This window comes from Marinimicrobium sp. LS-A18 (genome assembly GCF_000463525.1).
In the GTDB taxonomy this organism is placed as follows: Bacteria; Pseudomonadota; Gammaproteobacteria; order Pseudomonadales; family Cellvibrionaceae; genus Marinimicrobium; species Marinimicrobium koreense.
On record NZ_AWEP01000006.1, the window covers coordinates 417,339 to 440,865 of the forward strand.

Annotated in this window: 20 protein-coding genes; 14 read left to right on the plus strand and 6 right to left on the minus strand. The window is 59.3% G+C overall.

Annotation, left to right across the window (positions count from 1 at the left end; genetic code table 11):
- Positions 1-37 precede the first annotated feature (37 nt).
- On the minus strand, positions 38-1,096 hold the full coding sequence (locus N645_RS0113135) for a LacI family DNA-binding transcriptional regulator (RefSeq protein ID WP_024461977.1): 1,059 nt from the start codon (positions 1,094-1,096) through the stop codon (positions 38-40).
- A 294-nt stretch (positions 1,097-1,390) separates the two neighbouring features.
- Positions 1,391-3,238: a hypothetical protein gene (locus N645_RS0113140; protein ID WP_024461978.1), complete on the minus strand. Its 1,848-nt coding sequence runs from the start codon at positions 3,236-3,238 to the stop codon at positions 1,391-1,393.
- Positions 3,239-3,557: 319 nt separating this feature from the next.
- On the opposite strand from N645_RS0113140, the gene N645_RS0113145 reads away from it, so the two are divergent.
- Both N645_RS0113145 and gshA read left to right on the plus strand, forming a co-directional pair.
- A complete protein-coding gene (locus tag N645_RS0113145; protein ID WP_024461979.1) occupies positions 3,558-3,887 on the plus strand; it encodes a hypothetical protein in 330 nt (109 codons plus the stop codon).
- A 44-nt stretch (positions 3,888-3,931) separates the two neighbouring features.
- Entirely contained in the window at positions 3,932-5,548 is a 1,617-nt protein-coding gene (gene gshA, locus N645_RS0113150) for a glutamate--cysteine ligase (protein WP_024461980.1), read from the plus strand.
- Positions 5,549-5,565: 17 nt separating this feature from the next.
- Here gshA and N645_RS0113155 read toward each other — a convergent pair whose 3' ends face one another.
- Positions 5,566-6,009, minus strand: coding sequence for a flagellar basal body-associated FliL family protein (locus N645_RS0113155; protein WP_024461981.1), 444 nt, complete (start codon positions 6,007-6,009; stop codon positions 5,566-5,568).
- 134 nt (positions 6,010-6,143) lie between these two features.
- Here N645_RS0113155 and N645_RS0113160 point away from each other — a divergent pair, with 134 nt between their 5' ends.
- From N645_RS0113160 to N645_RS0113170, 3 genes are read left to right on the plus strand one after another with little or no spacing between them, the layout of a single operon-like run.
- Positions 6,144-6,632, plus strand: a complete 489-nt coding sequence (locus N645_RS0113160) for a disulfide bond formation protein B (RefSeq protein WP_024461982.1) — start codon at positions 6,144-6,146, stop codon at positions 6,630-6,632.
- A 37-nt stretch (positions 6,633-6,669) separates the two neighbouring features.
- Positions 6,670-7,137 (plus strand): Rsd/AlgQ family anti-sigma factor, encoded by a 468-nt coding sequence (locus tag N645_RS0113165; RefSeq protein WP_024461983.1) that lies wholly within the window; start codon positions 6,670-6,672, stop codon positions 7,135-7,137.
- Positions 7,138-7,169: 32 nt separating this feature from the next.
- Positions 7,170-8,174 carry a WD40 repeat domain-containing protein gene (locus tag N645_RS0113170; RefSeq protein WP_024461984.1) on the plus strand — a complete coding sequence of 335 codons (1,005 nt, stop codon included), beginning with the start codon at positions 7,170-7,172 and terminating at the stop codon, positions 8,172-8,174.
- Positions 8,175-8,253: 79 nt separating this feature from the next.
- On the opposite strand, the gene N645_RS0113175 is transcribed toward N645_RS0113170, so the two are convergent.
- On the minus strand, positions 8,254-9,024 hold the full coding sequence (locus N645_RS0113175; RefSeq protein ID WP_024461985.1) for an FKBP-type peptidyl-prolyl cis-trans isomerase: 771 nt from the start codon (positions 9,022-9,024) through the stop codon (positions 8,254-8,256).
- A gap of 308 nt (positions 9,025-9,332) precedes the next feature.
- On the opposite strand from N645_RS0113175, the gene N645_RS17865 reads away from it, so the two are divergent.
- Positions 9,333-10,388, plus strand: coding sequence for a histone H1-like repetitive region-containing protein (locus tag N645_RS17865; RefSeq protein WP_024461986.1), 1,056 nt, complete (start codon positions 9,333-9,335; stop codon positions 10,386-10,388).
- A gap of 114 nt (positions 10,389-10,502) precedes the next feature.
- On the opposite strand, the gene N645_RS17115 is transcribed toward N645_RS17865, so the two are convergent.
- Positions 10,503-10,994 (minus strand): TIGR02444 family protein, encoded by a 492-nt coding sequence (locus tag N645_RS17115; protein WP_024461987.1) that lies wholly within the window; start codon positions 10,992-10,994, stop codon positions 10,503-10,505.
- Between the two features lie 64 nt (positions 10,995-11,058).
- Between N645_RS17115 and N645_RS0113190 the strand changes: the two genes are divergently transcribed.
- Both N645_RS0113190 and N645_RS0113195 read left to right on the plus strand, forming a co-directional pair.
- A complete protein-coding gene (locus N645_RS0113190; protein WP_024461988.1) occupies positions 11,059-12,942 on the plus strand; it encodes an ATP-binding cassette domain-containing protein in 1,884 nt (627 codons plus the stop codon).
- Between the two features lie 9 nt (positions 12,943-12,951).
- Positions 12,952-14,457 (plus strand): Ppx/GppA phosphatase family protein, encoded by a 1,506-nt coding sequence (locus N645_RS0113195; protein ID WP_024461989.1) that lies wholly within the window; start codon positions 12,952-12,954, stop codon positions 14,455-14,457.
- 118 nt (positions 14,458-14,575) lie between these two features.
- Here the strand turns inward: N645_RS0113195 and ppk1 are convergent, their stop codons facing one another.
- Positions 14,576-16,666 (minus strand): polyphosphate kinase 1, encoded by a 2,091-nt coding sequence (gene ppk1, locus N645_RS0113200; protein WP_036161375.1) that lies wholly within the window; start codon positions 16,664-16,666, stop codon positions 14,576-14,578.
- A 253-nt stretch (positions 16,667-16,919) separates the two neighbouring features.
- On the opposite strand from ppk1, the gene N645_RS0113205 reads away from it, so the two are divergent.
- From N645_RS0113205 to N645_RS0113230, 6 genes are all read left to right on the plus strand, one after another.
- Entirely contained in the window at positions 16,920-18,320 is a 1,401-nt protein-coding gene (locus tag N645_RS0113205; RefSeq protein WP_193744984.1) for a sulfatase, read from the plus strand.
- A gap of 126 nt (positions 18,321-18,446) precedes the next feature.
- Positions 18,447-19,004 (plus strand): RNA polymerase sigma factor, encoded by a 558-nt coding sequence (locus N645_RS0113210; protein WP_024461992.1) that lies wholly within the window; start codon positions 18,447-18,449, stop codon positions 19,002-19,004.
- Entirely contained in the window at positions 19,004-20,080 is a 1,077-nt protein-coding gene (locus N645_RS0113215) for a FecR domain-containing protein (protein ID WP_024461993.1), read from the plus strand. Before N645_RS0113210 ends, N645_RS0113215 begins: the two co-directional genes overlap by 1 nt.
- Positions 20,081-20,163: 83 nt before the next feature.
- Complete coding sequence (locus N645_RS0113220) at positions 20,164-21,111, plus strand: sugar phosphate isomerase/epimerase (RefSeq protein WP_024461994.1); 948 nt, start codon at positions 20,164-20,166, stop codon at positions 21,109-21,111.
- Between the two features lie 12 nt (positions 21,112-21,123).
- Positions 21,124-22,809, plus strand: a complete 1,686-nt coding sequence (locus N645_RS0113225; RefSeq protein WP_024461995.1) for a GMC oxidoreductase — start codon at positions 21,124-21,126, stop codon at positions 22,807-22,809.
- Entirely contained in the window at positions 22,809-23,372 is a 564-nt protein-coding gene (locus N645_RS0113230) for a gluconate 2-dehydrogenase subunit 3 family protein (RefSeq protein ID WP_024461996.1), read from the plus strand. Before N645_RS0113225 ends, N645_RS0113230 begins: the two co-directional genes overlap by 1 nt.
- Positions 23,373-23,527 lie beyond the last annotated feature (155 nt).

Consider the following 23,527-nt stretch of genomic DNA (forward strand, 5'->3'; position numbering starts at 1 on the left):
AGTTTAGTTGACTACCAGTAAATCGGTGTTGCTCGATTCAGGCCATCCGTTCCGCCGACTGATTCTGCGCCTGGCCGGAGGTATCGGAGCGCGGTGGCGCGGTGGAATCTCGCACGATCAGCCGGTGCTCCACGATTTCCGGTGCCTCGCCAATATCGTGGCCCTCAATGGCGCTGATCAGACGGCGCATGGTGCGCTCGCCGATCTCTTCCGTGGGCTGCACCACGGTGGTCAGGGGCGGATCCATGATGGCCGCGTAGCGGGTGTCATCGAAGCCCACCACCGAAATGTCTTCGGGGACGCGCAGCCCCCGGCGTTTGATTTCATAGATTGCCGCCATGGCCATTTCGTCGTTGGCGCAGAAAATGGCGGTGGGCGCCTCCGGCAGGCTGAGCAACTTGCGGGTGGCCCGCCGAGCACCGTCGATGGTCTGGTCACCGTTGACCACCCACTCCCGGTGTTCGCCCTGGGGGCTGGCTTTCATGGCATCGAAGTAGCCCCGCTCCCGGTCCCGGGTCAGCAGTGAGCCGCGCGAGCCGGCGATAAAGCCGATGCGCTGGTGACCGAGCTGGAGCAGATACTGGGTGGCCTCACTCGCGGCGCGACGGTTATCGACCCGTACGCTGGGGATATGGGCCATTTCATCGGTGACGTTTTCGCAGCCGAGCACGATCGGCGTGCGCCGTGCCTGGGTGGAGTACTGGCTGGTGCCGGAGAGGGGCGAGGGGCTGGCGAGCACGATGATGCCATCGGCCTCCTTGGACATGACCATCTTGCAGTAGTCATCCAGCTCGGGCTGGCTGCTGGCGGTCTCTCGGATCAGGATCGAATAGCCGGTCTCCCGTGCGACCCCATTGATGCCGCGCATCACGCCTTCCCAGAAGGGCAGACCCACGGATTGGAGCACCACCAGAATCAGCCCGGTCTTGCCCCGACGGAAGTTGCGGGCCAGGGCATTGGGGGCGTAGCCGGTTTCCTCAATAGCCGACTGAACGGCGGCCAGGGTCTTGGGTTTGACCTGGTCAGGGCTGTTCAGGCACCGGGATACCGTGGAGATGGATACCCCGGCCAATTTGGCCACTTGCTTGATCGACACGGTTTCGCTCCGTTAGCGCTGTGTGCTTTGACGCCCCGGCCGGGATGAGACTATTCATAAAACGTTTATGAAAACGTTGCCATTCCGGCTTATGGTCGTAAAGACACTGAATAAGGCAGATTATGGACCCGTTTTTAGGTGGTTGGCAAGTGGCTGAGTCAAAAAAATAGAAACGTTTTCATTTTGGGCTTGTCGGCAGGACTCGGATCCTCTCGGTGAGGGGGGGGTGAGATGTGGACTAAGGGGGGGAAGAGAGGGAAGGGCCTCCGACTGGAGGCCCTTGTTGGTTATTGATCAGTCGTTCTTGATAGCGGAGTAAGTGGTGGTGCCGGAGCAACTGAAGTCACCCTCGGTGTAGGTCCACTGGCCGGTGCCCTCAATCGTAAGCCCTACCGGATCGCCCACACCATTGATAGTGGCGCTGACAGAGTTGGTGGTCTGGCCGTTATCCTCATCGTAGGTCCCGCTCCAATTGACGGAGGTTCCGTCCAGCGTGCCACTGAACTCGGTGCCTAGGTAGTCGATCACGGTCAGATCCGTGCCGCTCTGCTCGATCGTGTAATTCTCGACGTAGCTCTCTTCGAAGTCAGAGCCGCACTCGGTGGCATCCTCAGTGACACTAAAGGTCCAGGTACCATTGAGATCAATTGTAGTGTCGCTCCCGCCGTCGCTACCATCGTCGGTGCCTGAACCACCGCCAGTGCCCACTTCTACACCGGTGGGACCAATCCGCTCAAACGCTTCCGGCTCTTCATTGGGGTCGTTGGTTCCAAACACCAGGGTATTGCTGTCGGCGTCGAAGGTCAGGGTTTCCACGATGTCCCCACCGTCGGGGCCGCAGGCGGTTTCTCCGGCGGACAGGTCGGGGCAGGGGTGAGAGAAGCCGCTGTCGCCATTGGTGTCGGTCACCACGGTCCAGGTGACGGCGCTGGTGTCGGTCTCAATACTGTAGGAGCCGCGCTCAATCCCGTCGGAGGGGGTCTGCGGGTCGGTATCTTCTTCCAGGTAAGCGTACATGCCATCGGCAAACAGGTGCAGAAGCAGGAACTCGTCGGCGTCTTCCATAAACCAGGTGCCCACCCGGCCATCGGTGTCGCTGTAGAGACGGGTAAACTCAATGACTTCGGCACCGTCGCCTTCGCTGTCGCAATCGTCGCCGACGCCGGTATCGGCGCCCAATAACAGCTTGTCGTCGCCGGGATTGTCGCCAGTCACCAGATCAAAGGTGAACAGGCTGTCTTCCTCTGAGGCGCAGGTGCTACCGGACAGACCAATCTCACCGTTGTAGTCGCGCACGTTCGACAGGGTGACCCGGCCGTTGTTGATGTTCCAGTCGAGATCGCCGACTTCGAAACCATCCATTTCCGGCCAGTCTTCGTCATTAAAGATGGCGAAGCGACCATCGGCAAACAGGGTCAGCACGATAACAAACTGTTCTTCCACATCCGCCGCCGAGGTATCCACGTAATACCAGCTACCCACAGCCTGGTCGCGCACATCGTCGATTGAGGACTGCAAGTGAGCCTGCGCGTCCTCGGCGGTTACCAGTGCGGTGTTGTCGCTGCCGGAGTTGGCAACCAGATCGGCCACCTGATCATCGAAATCCACGGCTGAGAAGTCCACCGCCGTGGCAAAGTCGGCGGCCTGGCTGGCGATGTCGATGCCGTTGCTGGCGTCGCCGTCAAAATCGAGGGTCTGCAACAGGCGAGCGATATTGGTCGCCACCACATCGGTGGGGTCATCGGTGCCAGCGATGGTCAAGGGGGTGATGACGCCGCGTGCGGTGGTTGGGGGGAAGCTCAGATCACCGATGGAGAAGGTCACGGTATCGCCGGGCTCAAAGGTAAAGCGGCCCTGGGCATCGGTGGTGCCGGTGACGCCGCTGGGCGCGTTGGTGAAGGTTACACCCGCGACCGCGCTGTCGACAAAGGTGCCGGTACGGCTGCCGGCAGTGGGCTCGTCGTCACTGCCGTTATCATCGTCGCTACCGTCGTCGTTGCCGCCGTCATCGTTATCGTCGTCGTTGTCATTGCCACCGTCGTCGTTGGTGGGTGGGGTGTCACCGCCGCTGCTGCCGCCGCCGCAAGCGGCCAGCGTTATCAGGGCGAAGCTCAATAGTAAGGTTCGAATGAATACAAGCATGATCTGGCTCCAATATGATTATGAGAGGTCGGTACCGAATCCCGGTCCGGACGGGTCCCTGTCGCTGCCGATGGAGCGGAACAGCGGCTCCGGCGCGAAGCTGTCGCTAAACTCCTCTCGGCAGTCTAGTACAGGTGGGGCAGGGGGGCATCACCCATTTGAGGTATGACGGACCGGAGGTGGCGGCGGCCCGACCGAAGGTTTGGCAAAAACCCCTTGCACTCGGGGCCCTAACACTGAACAATTCCCGTTTCGGCGGAGGTCAGATTCCGCACGCCCCTCCGTCCTGTGACGTTGAGTGACGACTGCAAGGTGATCAATGACAGAGCTGTACATTTTGCGCAATCAGCATGGGTATTTTCTGGGTAAACAGAAAGATTGGCTGGACGGTCGGGACCGCGGCGCCCTGTACAAGACACCCCACAAGGACGAGGCCATCAATCTGAAGGTGGAAGTGAGCGCCAAGGATTTCGAACAGCGGATTCATATTCTGCCCTGTCAGCCCGACGAGCGTGGTCTTCCGGTGCTGGCGGTGGATGACATGCCCCCACCGCGGGCCCGAGTGAAGCCGGTCCGGGCAGACAGTGCCGAGCTGGCGCCGGAATCTTCGCCCGAGCCATCCGAGTCCGCCCCAGAGGCGCAAGACTAACGCGTTTTCAACACCGGCCGGTTCGTGCTGTAAAGGAGCCAACCTTGTCCCAATCCGAGCGTTTCCGCCATCTTCTGACGCACTTCGCGTCAACCGCCAATCAGACGCTGGGCGGTATTCGCCGGGGCGTGGAAAAAGAGAGCCTGCGGGTGACGCCCGAGGGCGAGCTGTCCCAGGCGGTTCACCCCAAGGGGCTGGGCTCGGCGCTGACCCACCCGCATATCACCACCGATTACAGCGAAGCGCTGCTTGAGTTCATTACCGAGCCGTTCACCCGGGTCGATGCATTGCTCAAGCAGCTGGATGATATTCACCGTTACACCTACAGCGTGCTGGACCGGGAGCTGCTCTGGCCGGCCAGCATGCCCTGTGCGCTCAAGGGCGAGGACGGGGTGCCGGTGGCGCTCTATGGCAGCTCCAACAGCGGCAAGATGAAAACCGTGTACCGCCTGGGGCTGGCCCACCGCTACGGGCGGGTCATGCAGACCATTGCCGGAGTCCATTACAACTTCTCGCTGCCGGACGATTTCTGGCGCACCCTGCAGGGCGAAGAGGGAGATACCGGCTCCCTGCAGGATTTCAAAACCCGGCGTTACTTTGACCTGATTCGCAACTTCCGGCGCTATTCCTGGCTGTTGATCTATCTGTTCGGCGCCGCCCCTGCGGTCTGTCGTTCATTTGTGCGCAATCGGCCGCACAAACTGGTGCCGTTTGAGGGCGATGAGCATACCCTGCACGCCCCTTACGCCACCTCGTTGCGCATGGGGGATCTGGGTTACCAAAGCGATGCCCAGCAACAGATGATTGTCTGCTACAACGATCTACCCTCGTACCTTCAGACGCTGTGCAAAGCCATCACCCAGCCTCACCCGGCCTATCAGGCCGTTGGCGTGAAGGGTTCAGATGGCGAGTACCAGCAGCTCAACACCAGTCTGCTACAGATCGAGAACGAGTTTTACAGCAGCGTGCGCCCCAAGCGCACCACGCGGCGTGGCGAGACGGCGCTGCAGGCGCTTCGGCTGCGCGGCGTTGAGTACGTCGAGGTGCGCTGCGTTGATCTGAACCCCTATGAGCCCCTGGGGATCAGTGCCGAGCAGATACATTTTCTGGATGCTTTCCTTCTGCACTGCCTGCTCTCACCGAGCCCGAAAGCCGATGATCAGGAGTACCGCAACATTCAGGAAAACCAGGCGCGGATTGTTTACCGTGGCCGGGAGCCCGGCCTGATGTTGTGTCGCGGTGAGGGTGAGGTCGCAATGGCCGAGTGGGCCGGGACGCTACTGCAGGAGATGGACGCCTGTGCGGGGCTGCTGGACCAGAGCGCCGGTGACGGCCACTTCCGGTCAGCGGTGGCGCAGCAGCGCCGTAAGGTGGAGGATCCGTCCCTGACGCCCTCTGCGCGAGTGCTAGAGGATATGCGGCGGGTCAAACTGACGTTTTTCCGTCACGCCATGGGACTGGCCGAGAAGCACCGGGACGCGTTTCTTGAGCGTCCGCTGGAGCCGGAGCAGCAGGCCGCCTACGCGCAAATGGCTGAACAGTCACTGAGCGACCAAGAGGCCGTCGAGGCGGAAGATCAGATCAGTTTTGAGGACTATCTGGCAAACTATTACCGCCAGTACCAGGATTGCGGCTGCGCAAATCCGGTTACCGAGGTGTAGCGCTAAATACAAACGCTTCAGCGTTGAACCACGAAGTTCCTGAACAGCAGATCCCGGACCACATCCTCCCGGCCTTCCTCCTGGGCAAGCAGCGCATTGGTTTCCGCCAGTGCGGTCTGACGCAGTTGCTCGCGTCCGCTCTGAGTGTTGATCTCCTCTTCCCCCTGGCGACTGAACAGCATCACCAGGTGGTGTCGTATCAGGGGCATGTGGTGGCGGATCACGCCGGCATCCCGGGATTGATCGAGACGCAGTGAGACTTCGGCGCGCAAATACTTGAGCCGCCCCGGCCCGCCGTAATTGACCACCAGGGGTTCGCTCAGCGGTACGTAGAGCTGGCCGTCTTCCTGCTCCTCTTCCTGGGCGCTGGCAGGCCAGCTCAACAGCAGGCTGACGCTGAGCGCCAGGGACAGAAAAAAGCCTGCCGACAGTCGGGAATACGCATGCTTGAAGATCGACATCGAAAAACCTACCGGTGATTCATTTTGGGTTTCTGTGCGCTAAATGGTGGCGCGCTCAGGGCGTTATTGCGTACCATTGTAGCCTAAAGGCGGCGCAGCCATAGCGCCTTGTTATGGCCCCACGAGAACTGATTATGCCATTGACCATTCGTATGACCAACCTGCTCATCGTGCTCGCGGTGGTGGCCATGATGGCCGTTGCACTGTATATGGAGCACGCCATGGGGTTGGAGCCCTGCCCCCTGTGTGTCAGTCAGCGAATTTTCGTCATTCTGGTGGGCGTCTGGGCGCTTCTGGCATTTTTACACCATCCGGGACGTATCGGCCGGGGTATTTATGCGGGGTTGGGTGTGCTGTCGGCGATCGCTGGTGGTGCCGTGTCCAGTCGCCAGCTGTGGCTGCAAAGCCTTCCGGCCAGCGAAGTACCCGCCTGTGGTCCGGGGGTGGATTATATTCTGGATACCTTCCCGCTGCTGGATGCACTGCGGGTCATGCTCACCGGCGACGGCAATTGCGCCGAGGTGGCCTGGTCACTGTTCGGGATCAGCATTCCCGGCTGGACGCTCATTGGATTTATACTACTGGGGCTTGCACATTTGTGGCAGGCCCTGCGTCGGCGCTAAATCGGGCGTCGATGTTTCACTCGGTTAAGGACGGGTTATGTTAGACAACTGTAAAGATGCAAAAGAGCGCTGGGGCGGCGTGAGTACAATCATTGATCGCTGGCTGGAAGAGCGGCGCAAAATGCTGGTTCAGTTTTGCGACCTCAGCGCCCTCAAGGCCGGTGAGGCCGACGATGAGTTGCGAGGCCATAAGCTGCGCCACCTGTGCGAAATCATGGTGGATTACGTGTCGGCCGGGCACTTTGAAGTGTACGACCAACTGATCAAGGAAGGTCGCGAATTCGACGATGAAGACGCGCTGAAAGAGGCCAGCCAATTGTTCAAAGTGGTGGACCTGACCACCCAGGAAGTGCTGGACTTCAACGACAAGTATCTGGAAACCGATGACCTGGAAGCGTTGGATCGGGACCTGTCGACACTGGGTGAAACCCTGGAAACCCGGTTTACCGCTGAAGACCGCATGATTGCCGTGTTACATACCGCACACAAAGATCTGGTGGCCTGATCCCCGATCACTGAAATGAGCGAGACCCGCCTATGCGTAACGCTGCGTCCGTGGTTCGTCACTTCTCCCGCCTGGGCCTGTGCTCGCTCCTCGGGCTGACGCTCGCCGGGTGTGATCGGCCGGCAGAGCCGGTGGCCAGCCTGGAAGTGGCCTCCCGCAGTGTTCAATCGGGCGCCCTGTCCCGCAACGGGGCCTGGGCGGTGGTCGGGTCCGGCTATCAGGGCGGCAGTCTCTGGGCCCTGGACACGGATGAGCGTCGCTATGACTGGAATCACAAGGCCGACAGTCTCACCCTGATCACCTCGGCAAGCTTCTCGCCAGAGGGCAACTTCGCCCTCACGACCGATGAGCGCACGCTGGTGCTCTGGAATCGTCAGAGCGGCCAGGCCGAACAGTACTGGAGTAGCCCGTCGGAGATTCTGGCCAGCGACCTCGGACCCGAGGGAGAGCACGCGCTGTTGGGGTTGGCCGATCATCGCGCTTCGGTCTACAACGTTCGCCGTGGCGGCATTATCCGCAACCTGCACCACAGTGACCGGGTATCGGTGGTGGCTCTGAGTGCTGATGGCACCCGCGCCCTGACCGGCTCCGATGCGGGAACCTCCACCTTGTGGAATCTCGACACCGGCGACCCGATCGTCTCCCAGCAGCATGACTCCCCCATCCAGTGCGTGGCGATGAGTCCGAACGGCGGTAAAATGCTTTCGGCGGCCCGCTATGAAAGCCCCAGACTGTGGAATGCGGAAGGCGATCTGATCTGGGAGTTGCCGCTGCCCGAGGAGCGGGTCAAGCGCGGCACCCAGGTGACCGTGGCGCGCTTCAGTGACGATGGTGACTGGCTGTTGACCGGACAGCCGTCCGGTCGGGTCGATCTCTGGGATTTGCAGCGCCGGGCGGTGGTGTACAGTTGGCAGTTGCCCAAGAGAAAAGCCTTCCATCCGACCGCGGTGGCGGTGATGGACCTCGCTTTTACCGACAACCCGGACGTTTATCGGGCGCTCAGCTCCGATGGCTTTGTGCACGATCTGACGTACTGATCGCTACCGGTTTTTACCGGACATAAAAAAAGCCGCCCTTTTGAGGCGGCTTTTTTTATGACGGAAACTGAATCTGTGGTTATTCAGCGCCTTCGCTATCAGCATTTTCGCTGTCAGCACTTTCACTTTCAGTGTCGGTCTGGTCGTCAATCTCGAGCAGCTCCACTTCAAAGATCAATGCTGCATTGGGTGGAATGGGACCATTGCCACCGGGGCCATAGGCCAGATCGGAGGGGATGTACAGTTCGTACTTGGAGCCCTCAGACATCAGCTGCAGCGCCTCGGTCCAGCCGGCAATCACACTGTTCAGTGCAAAGGTGGCCGGTTGGTCGCGCTCGTAAGAGCTGTCAAATTCAGTACCATCGAGCAGCCGGCCGCGGTAGTGAACGGTCACGGTGTCGTCGGCTCCGGGTTTGGCGCCGTCACCCTCTTCCAGCACTTTGTACTGCAGCCCGCTGTCGGTCTGACTCACGCCCTCAGCCTTGGCGTTTTCCGCGAAGAATGCTTCAGCTTCCTGCTTGTTAGTTTCCGCGGCCGCTTCCTGCTCGGCTTCGCGACGGGCCATTTCCTGCTCCTGGAAGGTCTGCATCACTTCGCGCATCTCTTCCTCGCTCAGGCGCGGCTCTACGCCGTCACGCTTGTCGCGCAGGGCCTGGGCAAAAGCCTCGGGCTCAATGGTCACGCCACCTTGCGCCAGATTTTCGGCCAAATTGGTGCCGAAAACGTAGTTGACCTTCTCTTCCAGGGTTTCCAGTTTGGCGGTTTCGTTCTCGGGTTCGGCCTGATTGCAGCCAACCATCAGAGCGGTTGCACCGAGCAGGCCCGCGATCAATCGTACATTGCGTTTCATGCGTTGCACCTTCTTTTATAGTGGTTTGTCAGTCTGCCCGCTTAGCCAGCGGTGTCAAAGAGCGCTCCATGGTAACCCAAACCGGAGGGCAATGGGCGCCTTTTTGCGGCGCTAACTGGCCACAATGAGAACCCGTTGGTCCACATTTTCGCCGGTAGGTTCCATTGAGCGCGGCAAATGGCGAAAATTTTTGCCAATCTGGCCCAATTCGGTGTGCTGCCATACACATTTTTGCCCGACGATACTACAATACCTGCACAGGTTTACGCGGTTAACCGTTCACTTTCCAACTGCACAGGAATTTCACTATGGCTGCCAAGAAAAAAGCTACCGTCAGCGTGTCCGATCTGGAAAAGCAGGTCGAAAAAGTCCAGTCGCAGCTGGACCAGGCGCGTGCCAAAAAACTCACCCAGGCTGAGAAGGCCGCTGCCCAGGCCAAGAAGACCCTGGATACGGCCAAGCGCAAGTTGAAAACGCTGCGCAGCAAAAAGGCCTCCGCCGGTAAGGTCAAGGCTAAAACCGCCGCCGCCCAGCAGCGGTTACGCAAGGCATCCGATGCGGTAGTCGCCCAGCAGAAGGTGGTGGATAGCGCACAAGCCACTCTGGATGAGGCGAAGCAGACACTGGCTTCGGCCAAGGCGGAAAAGAAGCAGGCGGATCAGTTGGCGCGTGAAATTCGCAAAGCGACCCGCGCGGTTGAGAAAAAAATGAACAAGAAGGCGGCGAGCAAGCGCGGTGCGCGCAAGAAAACCGCCAGCGCTGGTGCAAAGAAAACCACCGCTAAAAAAGCCACCGCAAAGAAGGCAGGCACCAAAAAAGCCGCCGCCAAAAAGGCCGCGGCGAAAGTGACCACCAAGAAGGCGAGTACCAAGAAGAAAGCGGCGGCCAAAAAGGCACCGGCAAAAAAAGCGCCGGCCAAGAAAGCGGCCAGTAAAAAAGCTGCCACAAAGAAAGTGAGCACCAAAAAAGCCGCAAGCAAGGCATCCACGACCCAGTCGACGGCCCCCAAAAAGGCTGCGGCCAAGAAAGCTCCCGCCAAGAAAGCAGCGGCGAAGAAACCGGCCGCCAAGAAGGCACCTGCGAAAAAGGCACCGTCCAAACCAGAGCCCCAGAAGCCTGCCACACCGGAAAGCACCCTTCCCGCAGCGGGCGCGACCAGCGAGAGCAACGCCGGGGTGAACCGCAACCCGGAGGCACCACCGGTACAGCCGGCCCAGGAGCATCCCCATGAGCCGGTTCCCGGTCACCAGAGCACGGAGCTGATTGAGCCGACCGACAAGCCCAAGGCCGAGCCTGTTCCGGATCGTCCTGCATCGGGCAGCCTGTTTGGTCGCGACTTTTTCGACAGTGATGACAAATTCTAGGGGCTGAGTCTATCCGGGCCGCAGGCCCGGGCAAGGCCAACGAAACACGACTCTGGAAAAACGCACAACGGGAGGCTCAGGCCTCCCGTTGTGCGTTTGGGGCTTGTGTTGGGCTCAGGCGCGGATCAGTACCTCAAGCATCTCCCGGACTTTGTCGTCGGGAAGATGTAGTGCTCGAGCATAGACGGTCAGGTTGGCGCCCGGTGTCACCGACGCTTTGCGCTGGCTGCCGAGCCAGGTGCGGGCGAGTTTTTCCAGTCGGGCCTGAACGGCCTGTTCGGCCTGCAGTTCGGCGGCCTTGATCGCCTGACGGCTGGCTTCGATGGTCCGGTCTGACGTGCCGTAATGGCGCTTGATATGCTGGCGCATGCGTCGTAAGGGCTCGACGATCTCCGTACGCCAGGGGGCGATGTAGGCCTGGGCAAGGCGCAGCCGGGTGTCGTTGATGAGGAAGCCTTCCTGTTCCAGCCAGCGCAGCCAGAGTAGAATATTCACATCGCCGCCCCATCCATCCTGCAGGCTCAGACACAAAGACTCCACACCCGGCTGCTGGTAGAGCTGGAGCGAAAAATCCCACAAAGGGGTCTGGAGGCGGGCGAGGTTCATTGCCAATGTCCTGTTGGGCCACTCAACGGCCAGCCGGCCATTCAGAACGTGTAGAATACGCGCCATGATCCAATTACAGCAAGTTTCCCTGCAGCGCGGCCGGCAGTTTCTGCTCGATCACGCCGACCTCACCCTTTTCCCCGGTCAGAAGGCGGGCCTTATTGGCCCCAACGGTAGCGGCAAGTCCAGCTTCTTTCAGTTGTTGCTGGGCGGCCTGCAGACCGACAGCGGCCAATGGGATATCCCGCGCCAGTGGCGCGTCGCGCATATGGCCCAGGAAGTGGAAACCCTGGATCGGCGGGCGGAAGATTATGTCCTCGACGGCGATACCGAGCTGCGGCGTCTGGAGTCGGCCATTGAGTCCGCCCATGACGATGGCGAACGACTGGCCCGGTTGTACGCGGAGATGGAGAACATCCAGGCCTACTCGGCGCCGGCCCGGGCCCAGCAATTGCTCTCCGGGCTGGGGTTTGCGCCCGGGGATGGCGATCGCCCGGTGTCTGACTTTTCCGGCGGTTGGCGCATTCGCCTGAACCTGGCCCAGGCCCTGATGTGTCCCTCGGATCTGCTGCTGTTGGACGAGCCCACCAACCACCTGGATCTGGATGCGACCCTGTGGCTGGAGCAGTGGTTGCAGCGCTATCCGGGAACATTGATCATCATCTCCCACGACCGGGACTTTCTGGACAATGTGGTAGACCGCATTGTGGCTCTGGAAAACGCCAAACTGAATCTGTACGTGGGCAACTATTCCGCCTACGAACATCAGCGGGCGGAGAAACTCGCTCAGCAGGACGCGGCCTTCAAGAAGCAGCAGGAACAGATTGCTCATATGGAAGCCTATGTGCGCCGCTTTCGCGCCCAGGCCAATAAAGCCCGGCAGGCCCAGAGCCGCCTGAAGGCGATCGAGCGGATGGAGAAAATTGCCCCGGCCCATGTCGACTCCCCGTTCAGCTTCCGGTTTTCGCCCGCGGGGAAAATGTCCAGCCCGCTGATCAACCTCAGTGAGGCCGATATCGGTTACGGCGACAAACGCATCCTGAGTCAGGTGAATTTGGGGATTTTGCCCGAAACCCGGATCGGTTTACTCGGCCCCAACGGTGCCGGCAAGTCCAGTCTGATAAAAACCCTCTCCGGTGAGCTGCCCTTGCTGAGCGGTGAGTGTCACACCGGTGACAATTTCCAACTCGGCTACTTCGCGCAGCACCAACTGGACGCGCTGGATCTGGATGCCTCCGCCGCGCAACACATTCTGCGGATGACCCCCACGGCTCGAGAGCAGGAGGTGCGGGACTTCCTCGGGGGTTTCGATTTTCACGGCGATCGGGCCTTCGAGCCCATTACCCATTTCTCCGGTGGCGAAAAAGCGCGCCTGGCGCTGGCGATCATCGTCTGGCAGAAGCCCAACGTATTGTTGCTGGACGAGCCCACCAACCACCTGGATCTGGAAATGCGCCAGGCACTGACGCTGGCCCTGCAGGATTTTGAAGGGGCGGTATTGGTGGTGTCGCATGACCGTCATCTGTTGCGCAGCACCGTGGATGAATTTCTGCTGGTGGCCGATGGCCAGGTCGCCGCATTCGATGGCGATCTGGACGACTATTACCGTTGGTTGTTGCAACGTCGCCAGGATGACAATGCGGCGGATCGGGCGGCGGCGCCACCCCCGCAACAGGATAAAAAAGCCCAGCGTCAGGAGGCCGCCGCTCGTCGCGCGCAGTTGAAGCCGCTGACGGACAAGCTCAAAAAAGTGGAACGCCAGATGGATAAGCTGAACCAGTCGCTGTCCGGCATCGAAACCGAGCTGGCCGATCCGGCGATCTACGATGCCGAGAACAAGCAGCGTCTGCAGGACCTGCTAAAATCTCAGGGAGAGACCCAGGCACAACTCGACGAGTGCGAGGAACAATGGCTCGCGCTCAGTGAAGAACTGGAACAATACGCATAGGGTAACTGGATGTTCAATCTGTCCCGCCTGTTTGGTGCCCGCGCCAGCCACATTGCCGCCATCGATCTGGGGTCCAACAGCTTTCATATGATCGTTGCTCGTTGGGAAAACGATCAGCTCACCCTGCTCGATAAACTGCGTGACCCTGTACGCCTGGGGTGGGGACTGACCGAAGACGGTCGCCTGGACGATGAAGCCCGTGACCGGGCCATGGCCTGTCTGGATCGGTTCGGTGAACGGCTGCGGGATTACCCCTCCCGCAGCGTGCGGATCGTCGGCACAAAAACCCTTCGCAGCATCGAGGACTCCCGCGCCTTTCTGAGCGATGCCCAGAGTCGACTCGGGCATCCGGTGGAAATCATTTCGGGTGAAGAGGAGGCCCGCCTGGTGTATCTGGGCGTCGCACACTGCATCGCCCCCGGAGAGGGACGCCGGATGGTGGTGGATATCGGCGGCGGCAGCACCGAAGTGATTCTGGGCCAGGGCATGCTGCCGGAGCTCAAGGAAAGCCTGAGCATGGGCTGCGTGGCCCTCACCAAACGGTTTTTCTATGACGGCAAGGTTACCGACAAACTGATCAAAAAAGCGCGCCTGGCCTGCCAGCAGGAAATTGCCCCGGTACTGGACCGTTTCCTCGATCAGGGCTGGCAGGAGGTGCTGGGCGCTTCCGGCACCATCAAGGCGGCGGCCAAAGTCTGTGAACAGAATGGCTGGACCGACGGTGCCATCACCCTCGACGGCCTTAAAAAAATCATCAAGGCCTACCAGGACCACGGTAAGCTGGACTTGAATTTGAAGGGCCTGTCCAGTGACCGGGAGCCGGTGTTTCTTGGTGGCGTGATTGTGCTGACCTCAATTTTCGAGAGCCTGGGCATTGAAAAAATGCTCGCCGCCGATTGGGCTCTGCGGGAGGGGTTGTTGTACGATCTCAAGGGCCGACTGGAAAACCGGGACATCCGTCAGGAAAGTGTCGACGCCCTGGCCAAACGTTTCCATGTCAATATCCCCAAAGCCGACCAGGTCGAGCAGACCGCCCGGGTGTTGCTCGATCAGGTGGCCGAGATCTGGGGAATGGACAATGTCGAGGCGGGCAAGTTACTGGGCTGGGCGGCGCGGCTGTACCCCGTGGGGCTGGATATTTCCCACACCGATTATCACAAGCACAGTGCCTACATCATCGATAACGTGGACCTGGCGGGTTGCTCAAAAGCCGAACAGGCGCAATTGGCGGCGTTGGCGCTCGCGCATCGCAAGCGTTTCCCGTTGAAAAAATTTCCGATGGATAATACCGAGCTGGTGCTGTTGGCCATGGTGCTTCGGCTGGCGGTGATTTTCAATCGGGCCCAGAAAAAAACCGATAATCCACCCATACAGTTCAGTGTGCAAAAGCAGACCTTGACCTTGAGCGTTCCGGGGCAGTGGGTGGAGAATAATCCGCTGACCTTGGCGGATCTGGAAACCGAGGCGGGGTATGTGAAAGATATTGGTTACCAGCTGGATATTGTTGCGGTGTGATGGTTGGGTAACGGCGGATGCGGCCTTCGGCCTTATCCGCCCTACGAATAGCACGGCAGTCCGCGTAGGGCGGATAAGCGAAGCGCATCCGCCGTAAACCCGCCATTCCACAAAATCCCTAAACCGACGTCAACTGCCGCGCCGCCCATCGGTCCAACAGAATCGCCTGAGAATCCACCGCCTCTTCACCGCCCTTGGGCTGCAAGTGCTGGTAGCTACCGTTAGATTGCAAAATCCAGGCGTGGGTATTGTCCTGCAGGTACAGCTCCAGATCTTCAATAATCCGATCGCGAATTTTCTTGTGCTTGATCGGAAAACAGGTCTCCACCCGGTGAAACATATTGCGGATCATCCAGTCGGCGCTGGAGCAATAGAGCTCCGGGTTGCCGTCATTTTCAAAATAGAACACCCGGCTGTGCTCGAGCAGACGCCCGACAATGGAGCGCACCTGAATATTATCCGATAGCCCCTCCACACCGGGGCGCAACTGACAGATGCCGCGCACAATCAGATCGATTTTCACCCCGGCCCGGGCGGCCGCGTAGAGCTCGTTGGTGAGCTCCTCCTCATACAGCGAATTCATTTTGGCAATGATCCGCGCCGGTTTGCCCTTTTCCGCATTCTCTTTTTCCGTGCGAATCCGTCGCACCATCCCCTTGTGAAGGGTAAAGGGTGCGTACAGCAGACAATCCATCTTGGACGCCTTGCCCAGGCTGCTCAGTTGCAGAAACACCCGGTACACGTCCTCCCCGATTTCCCGATCGCTGGTCATCAACCCGTAGTCGGTGTAGAGCATGGTGGTTTTGGGGTGGTAGTTGCCCGTACCCAAATGCACGTAATAGCGCAACTTGTTCTCTTCCCGACGGGCCACCAGCAGCATCTTGGCGTGGGTTTTAAACCCCACCACCCCGTAAATCACGTGAATGCCATAGCGTTGTAGGCGCTCGGCCAGAGCGACGTTCTGCTCCTCGTCAAAGCGCGCCCGCAGCTCGACAATGGCGGTCACTTCTTTGCCCGCTTTGGCGGCGGCCACCAGCGCGTCTACCACCGGCGAGTTGGAACCGGTGCGGTACAGCGTCTGCTTGATGGCCAGGACGTTCGGATCGGTGGCGGCTTCGCGCAGAAAATCCACCACGGCATGGAAGGAATCGAACGGGTGATGAAGCAGGATGTCCTGCTTTTTCAGCGCCGAAAAATAGCTGTTGGCCCGCTTGGGCAATCGGGGCATGTTCTGCACAAAGGGGGTGAAGTAATAGGCGCTGTCCTTGATCAGGTCAAACAGGTCCGACAATCGGTTCAGGTTGACCGGGCCGTTGATGCGATAGACATCCCGCGGCTTGATTTCGCAGCGCTGCATCAGGAAGTCTTCCAGCTCTTTGGGGCAGGTGTCCGCGACTTCCAGACGCACTTCGTCACCGTACTGGCGATACACCAGCTCCCCCTGAACCGCCCGCAGCAGGTCTTCGCTTTCCTCTTCATCGAGAAAAATGTCGGAGTTGCGGGTCAGGCGGAACTGATAGCTGTCGATCACCGTCATGCCGATAAAAATTTCCGACATGAAGTAGTGAATGATGGAGGATACGAACACGAAGGTTCGTCCTTCACCGCCGACTTCTTCCGGCAACTCGATCATATGGTTGAGGGAGCGGGGCACCTGCACAATGGCGCGGCCGGAGCTGCGCCCGAAGGCATCTTTGCCGTCGAGCTTGACGATAAAGTTCAGGCTTTTATTCAGAATGCGCGGGAAGGGATGGGCCGGGTCCAGTCCGATGGGGCTGAGCAGCGGCAGGATGTCGGTTTCAAAATAGTCCTGCAGGTACTCAATCTGCGCGTCGTTCCACTCGTCCCGACGCAGGATCCGGATGTGATTGTCCCGCAGCAGGGGAAAGAGCTGATCATTGACGATCCGATATTGCTCATCCACCAGGGCGTGAGCCCGCTCGGATACCTCGGTCAGGGTCTGTTCCTGACTCAGGCCATCGGGTCCGGCGGGGCTGGAGGCATTGAGTTCCAGCATTTCCACCAGGCCACCGACCCGGACCTCGAAGAATTCGTCCAGATTGGTGGCGAAAATGCAGACAAACCGGAGCCGTTCCAGCAGTGGCAGCGAATGATCGTAGGCCTGATAGAGGACTCTTTTGTGGAACTCAAGCAGACTGAGTTCGCGATTGAAAAACGCGTTGGACACGGTGTAACCCTGTTGCGCCATAAAACGAAGGCCCTACCTTATTGCAGAAATATGACAATCATAAGTCAGGCGCCAGGGCATCTCCCTTTTGGCCACGCTCATGTCGCCCTCAGTATAGCATCCGCTGGGGCCCGATTTTTCTGGACTGCAATCGATTGCGGTGTGTGACGGAGCAGGCTATGCTTGCCACAGAGCCTGGCACTATCAGACCCGGAATTGCCAATAATAACCACTGCGCCCAATGTGGCCGCGGTACAACGCGAGGACTTTCCCCATGACATGGCCCATGACTCGTCGCGCCTTCACCCGCAATGCCCTCACGGCCCTTGGTCTGACACTGCCCCTGGGAAGTGCCCAGGGAGCTGAACGCCCGCCCAATATCCTGGTGCTGGTGGCCGACGACGCCGGAGCTCGGCACTTTGGCTGCTATGGCAACCCGGAGATCAAGACCCCGCATATCGACCGGCTGGCGCGGGGTGGGCTGACCGCCGATAACGCTATTCTGACCACGCCCCAGTGCAGTCCGTCCCGAATCAGTATCCTCACCGGGCGCTATCCGCACGAAACCGGGGCCGAAGACCTGCATATGCCCCTGCCGGAGGGTGATCCAATTGTTCCGGGACTGCTCCAACAGGCTGGCTACTTCACCGGGCACATGCAGAAAACTCACTATGGACCTCACGCGGATGCCCAGTTCCAGTGGTATGACCCGGGTTTGGATCAGCTCGACGGGTTCATTGATGCGGCGCAGGGTAAGCCGTTCTTCATGTGGGTCGGATTTGACGACCCGCACCGTCCCTATCAGGACAATACCATTCCCGAACCCCACGACCCGGCGCGTCTGCCTCTGGCTCCCTGGTTGGCCGATACCCCCGAAACCCGCCTGGACCTGGCGCGTTACTACGACGAAATCGCCCGTATGGACGGGGTAATCGGGCGGATGATGGCCACGCTCGCGGCGCGCAACCTGGCTGAGGAGACGCTGGTGGTGTTCCTGAGCGACAATGGCGCCCCCTTTCCCCGGGAAAAGGGCGCTCTGACCGATGCCGGGGTCAAAACCCCGTTGATCTTTCACTGGCCGGGCAAGGTGCCCGCGGGCCAGCGGACGGCGGATGTGATCAGCGTCATGGACCTGGCGCCGACCTGGCTGCAGCTGGCGGGGCTGGATCCGTTGGAGAACATGGGCGGCAGCACCCTGGTGCCTCATATCCTGGGGTTGGAGCCCTTTACCCGGAAGGCGGCCTTCAGCGAGCGCAATTGGCACGACACCGACGAGCACCTGCGCAGTGTCCGTGCTCAGCGGTACAAGCTGATCCATAACGCCTATATTCACCTGCCGTTCGGCTCCCCGGCGGACGTTTCGGAAAGCCCCTCCTGGCGGGCGCTGTTTGACCTCAAACAGAAGGGGCAGCTCAGCCCGGAGCAGGCGCTACTGTTCCAGTCTCCCCGCCCGGAAATCGAGTTCTACGACCTGGAACAGGACCCCTGGGAACTGAACAACCTGGCCGGTGACCCTGCCTATCGGGACCGACTGCGGGAGCACGTCAGGCTGCTGGAAGACTGGCGGGAAGCCACCGACGACTTCCCGCCCTCCCGCCGCCAGCGCCGGGGCCATACCGACCGGATCCGCGGGGTGTTTTTCTCCGATACCATACCGCCGATGACGGATCCCTAGCCGATTTGGTGATAATCTGGAGGCGCCAGATGGCGGATTTTGCTTTCACGGTCGTCCTACAGACAACGAGCCCCGGCGTCGGCTGTGCGGGGATTGCGTGATACGACCATAGACGCGAAAATAAGTATGACAAATAAAGAGAGCTTGGAGAACGTATACCTTTCGATCAGAAAGGGGCTGATAAGGGCTGTTTCCCGGCTGGTGCCTCCCAAGGAGATAGAGGACATCGTCCAGGAGACCTATGTCCGGATCTGTGCGGTCAAGCAGACCGAGCAGATCCGGCACCCTCGCTCGTTTCTGTACCGGACGGCCCGCAACCTGGCGCTTGATCATCTCAAGCGGGCCGAGACGCGGGTGGGCGTCAGCATGGAAGATGACAGTGTAAACCTGGACTGGGCTACCGATGATGTTGACCAGGTATACAGCCAGGTATCGGCCAAGCAGGAGTTTGAACAGTTTTGTGAGGCGGTTCGACATCTGCCCCTGCAATGTCGACGAGCCTTTGTATTGAAAAAGGTGTACGGATACTCCCAGAAAGAGATTGCCCAGAACCTGAATATCAGCGAGAACACGGTTGAGAAGCATATTGCCACGGGCATGAGCCGGTGCAGGAAATACATGAAACAGGCTTCGGCCACTGTGAACAGGAATCCGGGCTCGTTCAAGAGCCAGGAGATAAAGTGATGAGTAATATTTATCAATTTCAGACAGAAGAGCAGATGTACGAGGATGCGAGCCTGTGGGTAGCGCGCCTGGATCGCGGTCTGTCTGAAGAAGAGACCGCCGCCTTGCGCCGCTGGCTCGACGTCAATCCCGGTCATCGCGACTGTCTGCTGGAAATGGCGGAGCTCTGGGACCGCATGGACAGCCTGTCGGTCCTGTCGGAGCTGTTTGATCCCCCGGTGGCTCAGCAGCAGCGCTCGCGGGCGGTGGGACGCACGGTATGGGCGGTCGCCGCATCCATTCTGGCAGTGGTGTTTGCCGTCAATTTGCTGTTGCCCATGTCACCCTGGAGTGGGGCGAACTCCGAGGGACCGGCACTGAGCAATCTCGAGACCTCAGACACCCTTTACGAAACCGGGGTTGGCGCTCACTCCACGGTCAATCTGCCGGACGGCACCAGAATGTTACTCAATACCAATACGCAGGTTTCGGTGACCTACAGTGATCAGGAGCGCCTGCTGGTGCTCAACCGGGGGGAGCTGCATGTTGAAGTCGCTCACGACAAACAGCGCCCGCTGCGCGTGCGGGCAGGCAGCAATGTCGTGGAAGCGGTGGGCACGGCGTTCAATGTCTATCTCAAAGAAGACGAAAGTGTTGATGTGATTGTCACCGAGGGGCGGGTTCGGGTTAAACCACTGCCGCAAAACGATGACGTATCAAAGCAGGTAGATCAGGTCCGCGACCTGGTTCGCGGCCAGAAGCTGACCGTACGGGACAGCCAGGCGCTGGCTGTTGAAGAGGTCGACACGACCTTGATCAATGATCGGCTCTCCTGGCGCGATGGCAACCTGGTGTTTCGTGGAGAAACCCTTCGGGAAGCACTCAACGAACTCAGCCGCTATACCCCGACGACGTTCAAGGTGGTTGATTCACGTATCCGTGACGTTCGCATAGCCGGATTGTACAAGGCGGGCGACGTTGATGGATTGCTGTTGGCACTGAAAGAGAATTTCAATATTGACCACCGGCGGACCGGTAGTGGCGTCATTGAACTGTCTTTAAGGGACACTCCGGAGTCAGTCAAATCAAAAGGCTGACAATGTTGGACGGCCTCAAAGCGAACCTTTAACTTTAACTCCCGTGAACTGGAGAACAACCTATGTCATCAAGGCAGCAGGTAATGAATCGTATTGTTCTGGCGCTGGTCGGTGTGGCGCTGACGGTGTCAGCGTCGATAGCGAGCGCCGATGAAGAGCGCCATGCAGGCACATCCGTCCAGCTGTGGTCGGTCAAAGATCAGGTCTCAGAGGATATCAGAGGCACCCTGGGAGATCTGGCGGATATGGGGTTCGATGGCATTGAGTTGGCCGGAAATCTGGGTGAGTTCACGGGCGAGCCAGAGGCTTTCAAAGCGTATCTGAATTCTCTTGGCCTGGAAATCAGCGGTGCGCACGTGGGCGTAGATCAGTTCAACGACGCCAATTTTGCGGACACCATAGAACTATACCGCACACTCGGCGTGGACCGGCTGATTGTACCCATGGATGCCCGAGCCTGGGACCCGGAGCGAATAGACGATCTGATTGCTGACCTGAACCGGATCGCCGAGCAGTTGAAGCCTTACGACATGAAAACCGGCTACCACAATCACCATCGGGAGTTTGATTCCTATAAGGACACTACCTTCTGGGACTACCTGGCGGACAACACTGCCGATGATGTGCTGCTGCAGTTGGATGTAGGGTGGACCTACTTTGCAGGTAAGGACCCCGCCGAGGTGATCGAACGCTACCGGAGCAGAATCGAAACGGTGCATTTCAAAGCGCAAATGACCCGCTATGCGGATATACGCGATCAGGCTCAGGCAGCCGCCGGGGCGGATAATCCGTTTGGTGAGTTCGGTGTCATTTTTCAGCACAACCAGAAAGCGGCGGATAGCAGTGACACCCATCAACCCTTGATTGGTCAGGACTCATTGGACTGGCAGGCAATTATTGAAGCGTTGGAAGGCGAGGGCGATCCGGTCTGGTATGTCGTCGAGCAGGAAATCTATCCCAATGACATGCCACCGATGAAAGCCGTCGAGATTTCGATGGACGGCTTGCAAGACGAACTGAACAATAACTAGAGAGGACGAGTTATGTCTGATAACCACTATGACGCAATTGTGGTCGGCTCCGGCATTAGCGGTGGTTGGGCCGCCAAAGAGCTGACCGAAAAGGGCCTGAAGGTGCTTCTGTTGGAGCGTGGCCGGAATATTGAACACGTTAAGGACTACAAGAACGCCACCAAGGAAGTCTGGGACTACCCGCATCGGGACAAGCCCACCCAGGAAATGAAAGAAAAGTTTCCGGTTCTCAAACGTGACTATCCCCTCAATGAATCCACGTACGGCATGTGGGCGGATGAGCAGAAGAACCCTTACGTTGAAGAAAAGCGCTTCGATTGGTATCGGGGCTATCACGTGGGAGGTCGCTCCCTGCTGTGGGGCCGCCAGAGCTATCGCTTCAACCGGATGGATTTTGAAGCCAACGCCAAAGAAGGTATCGCTGTTGATTGGCCGATCCGCTACGACGATATCGCGCCCTGGTACGACTATGTCGAAAAATTCGCGGGCATTGCCGGTACTCGTGAAGGTCTGGATGTTCTTCCAGATGGACAGTTCCTGCCGCCGGTAGAGCTGAACTGTGTCGAGAAAGATATAGCCAAGCGTATCAAAAAAAGTTTTGGTGGGCTGCGTCATCTGATCAATAGTCGTACCGCGAACATCACCAAGCCCATGCCTGAGCAGGGCCGGGTCAACTGCCAGTACCGCAACAAGTGCTGGCTGGGCTGCCCCTTCGGCGCCTACTTCAGCACCCAGTCCTCCACCCTGCCGGCGGCCATGAAAACCGGCAACCTGACTCTGCGGCCCTTCTCCTTGGTGAAAGAAATCATCTACGACAAGGACAAAAAGCGGGCCAAAGGCGTGGAGGTGATCGACACCGAAAACAACCAGACCTACGAGTACACCGCCGACGTGGTGTTCCTGAACGCCTCGGCCTTCAATTCCACCTGGATTCTGATGAACTCCGCCCGGGATGTGTGGAACGGCGGGCTGGGCAGTAGCTCTGGAGAGCTCGGTCACAACGTCATGGACCACCATTTCCGTTGTGGCGCCAGTGGCGATGTCGAGGGCTATCTGGATAAATACTATTACGGTCGCCGACCGGCCGGTTTTTATATTCCTCGCTTCCGCAACGTGGGTGGCGATCAACGTGACTATGTGCGCGGTTTTGGTTATCAGGGGTCGGCGAGCCGCGAACGTTGGGATCGGGAAGTGGCCGAATTTGATGTGGGTGCCGACCTGAAGCAGGCACTGAGTGAACCGGGCGGCTGGACCATCGGTATGACCGCCTTCGGTGAAATGTTGCCGTACCACGAAAATCGGATTGCGCTGGATCATTCGGTCACGGACGCCTGGGGTTTGCCGGTCTTATCCATGAACGTTGAGATCGGGGACAACGAGAAACAGATGCGTAAGGACATGATTCAGGATGCGGTGGATATGCTTGAGGCCGCCGGGGTTAAAAATGTCCAGGGTAGCGATTGGGGCTACGCGCCGGGCATGGGCATCCACGAAATGGGCACCGCCCGCATGGGGCGGGACCCGAAAACCTCGGTCCTCAACGCCCACAACCAGGTATGGGACGCGCCCAACGTCTACGTCACCGACGGCGCCTGCATGACCTCCGCCTCCTGTGTGAACCCGTCCCTGACCTATATGGCGCTGACCGCCCGGGCCGTGGACCACGCGGTGAATGAACTGAAGAAGGGGAATCTGTGATGAATCGACGTGAACTCCTCAAACTGATCACCGCTGCCACCGGCACCGCCATGATTGGCGCGACCGGCACGCTCGCCGGTTGTGCAAATGAGGCTTCAAAAGCGGCTCCCCTGACGTTCACCGAACAGGACGTGTTCCTGCTCGATGAGGTGGCGGAAACCATCCTGCCACGCACCGACACCCCGGGGGCCAAAGACGCCGAAGTGGGCCAGTTCATGACCGTGTTTGTCCGGGACTGCTACACCGAGGCCGAGCAGGCGATTTTCCACAGCGGTATGGATCAATTGAACGCCGCGGCCAACGAGCAGTACGGCAGCGGCTTCCTGAACCTGAGCGGCGAGCAGCGCACCGAGTTCATTCGGGCGCTGGATGCCGAGGCGAAAGCCGTGGCCGCCGCCGGCACCACACCGCCGCACTACTTCACCATGATGAAGCAGCTGACCCTGTTCGGTTTCTTCACCTCCCAGGTGGGGGCCACCCAGGTGCTGCGCTATATCGCCATCCCGGGCCGTTACGATGGTTGCATGCCTTACGAGGAAGGCGACCGGGCCTGGGCGACCTGATTTGGGGTCAGGTAACGGCGGGTGCGCTTCGCTTACCCGCCCTACGCATGATTATGGAGGTGTCGTGGATTTGGTTATGACGTGCTGCCGTGGTATGCGTAGGGCGGATAAGCCGAAGGCGCATCCGCCGTAACCACTCTTCCCGCATCCGCCGT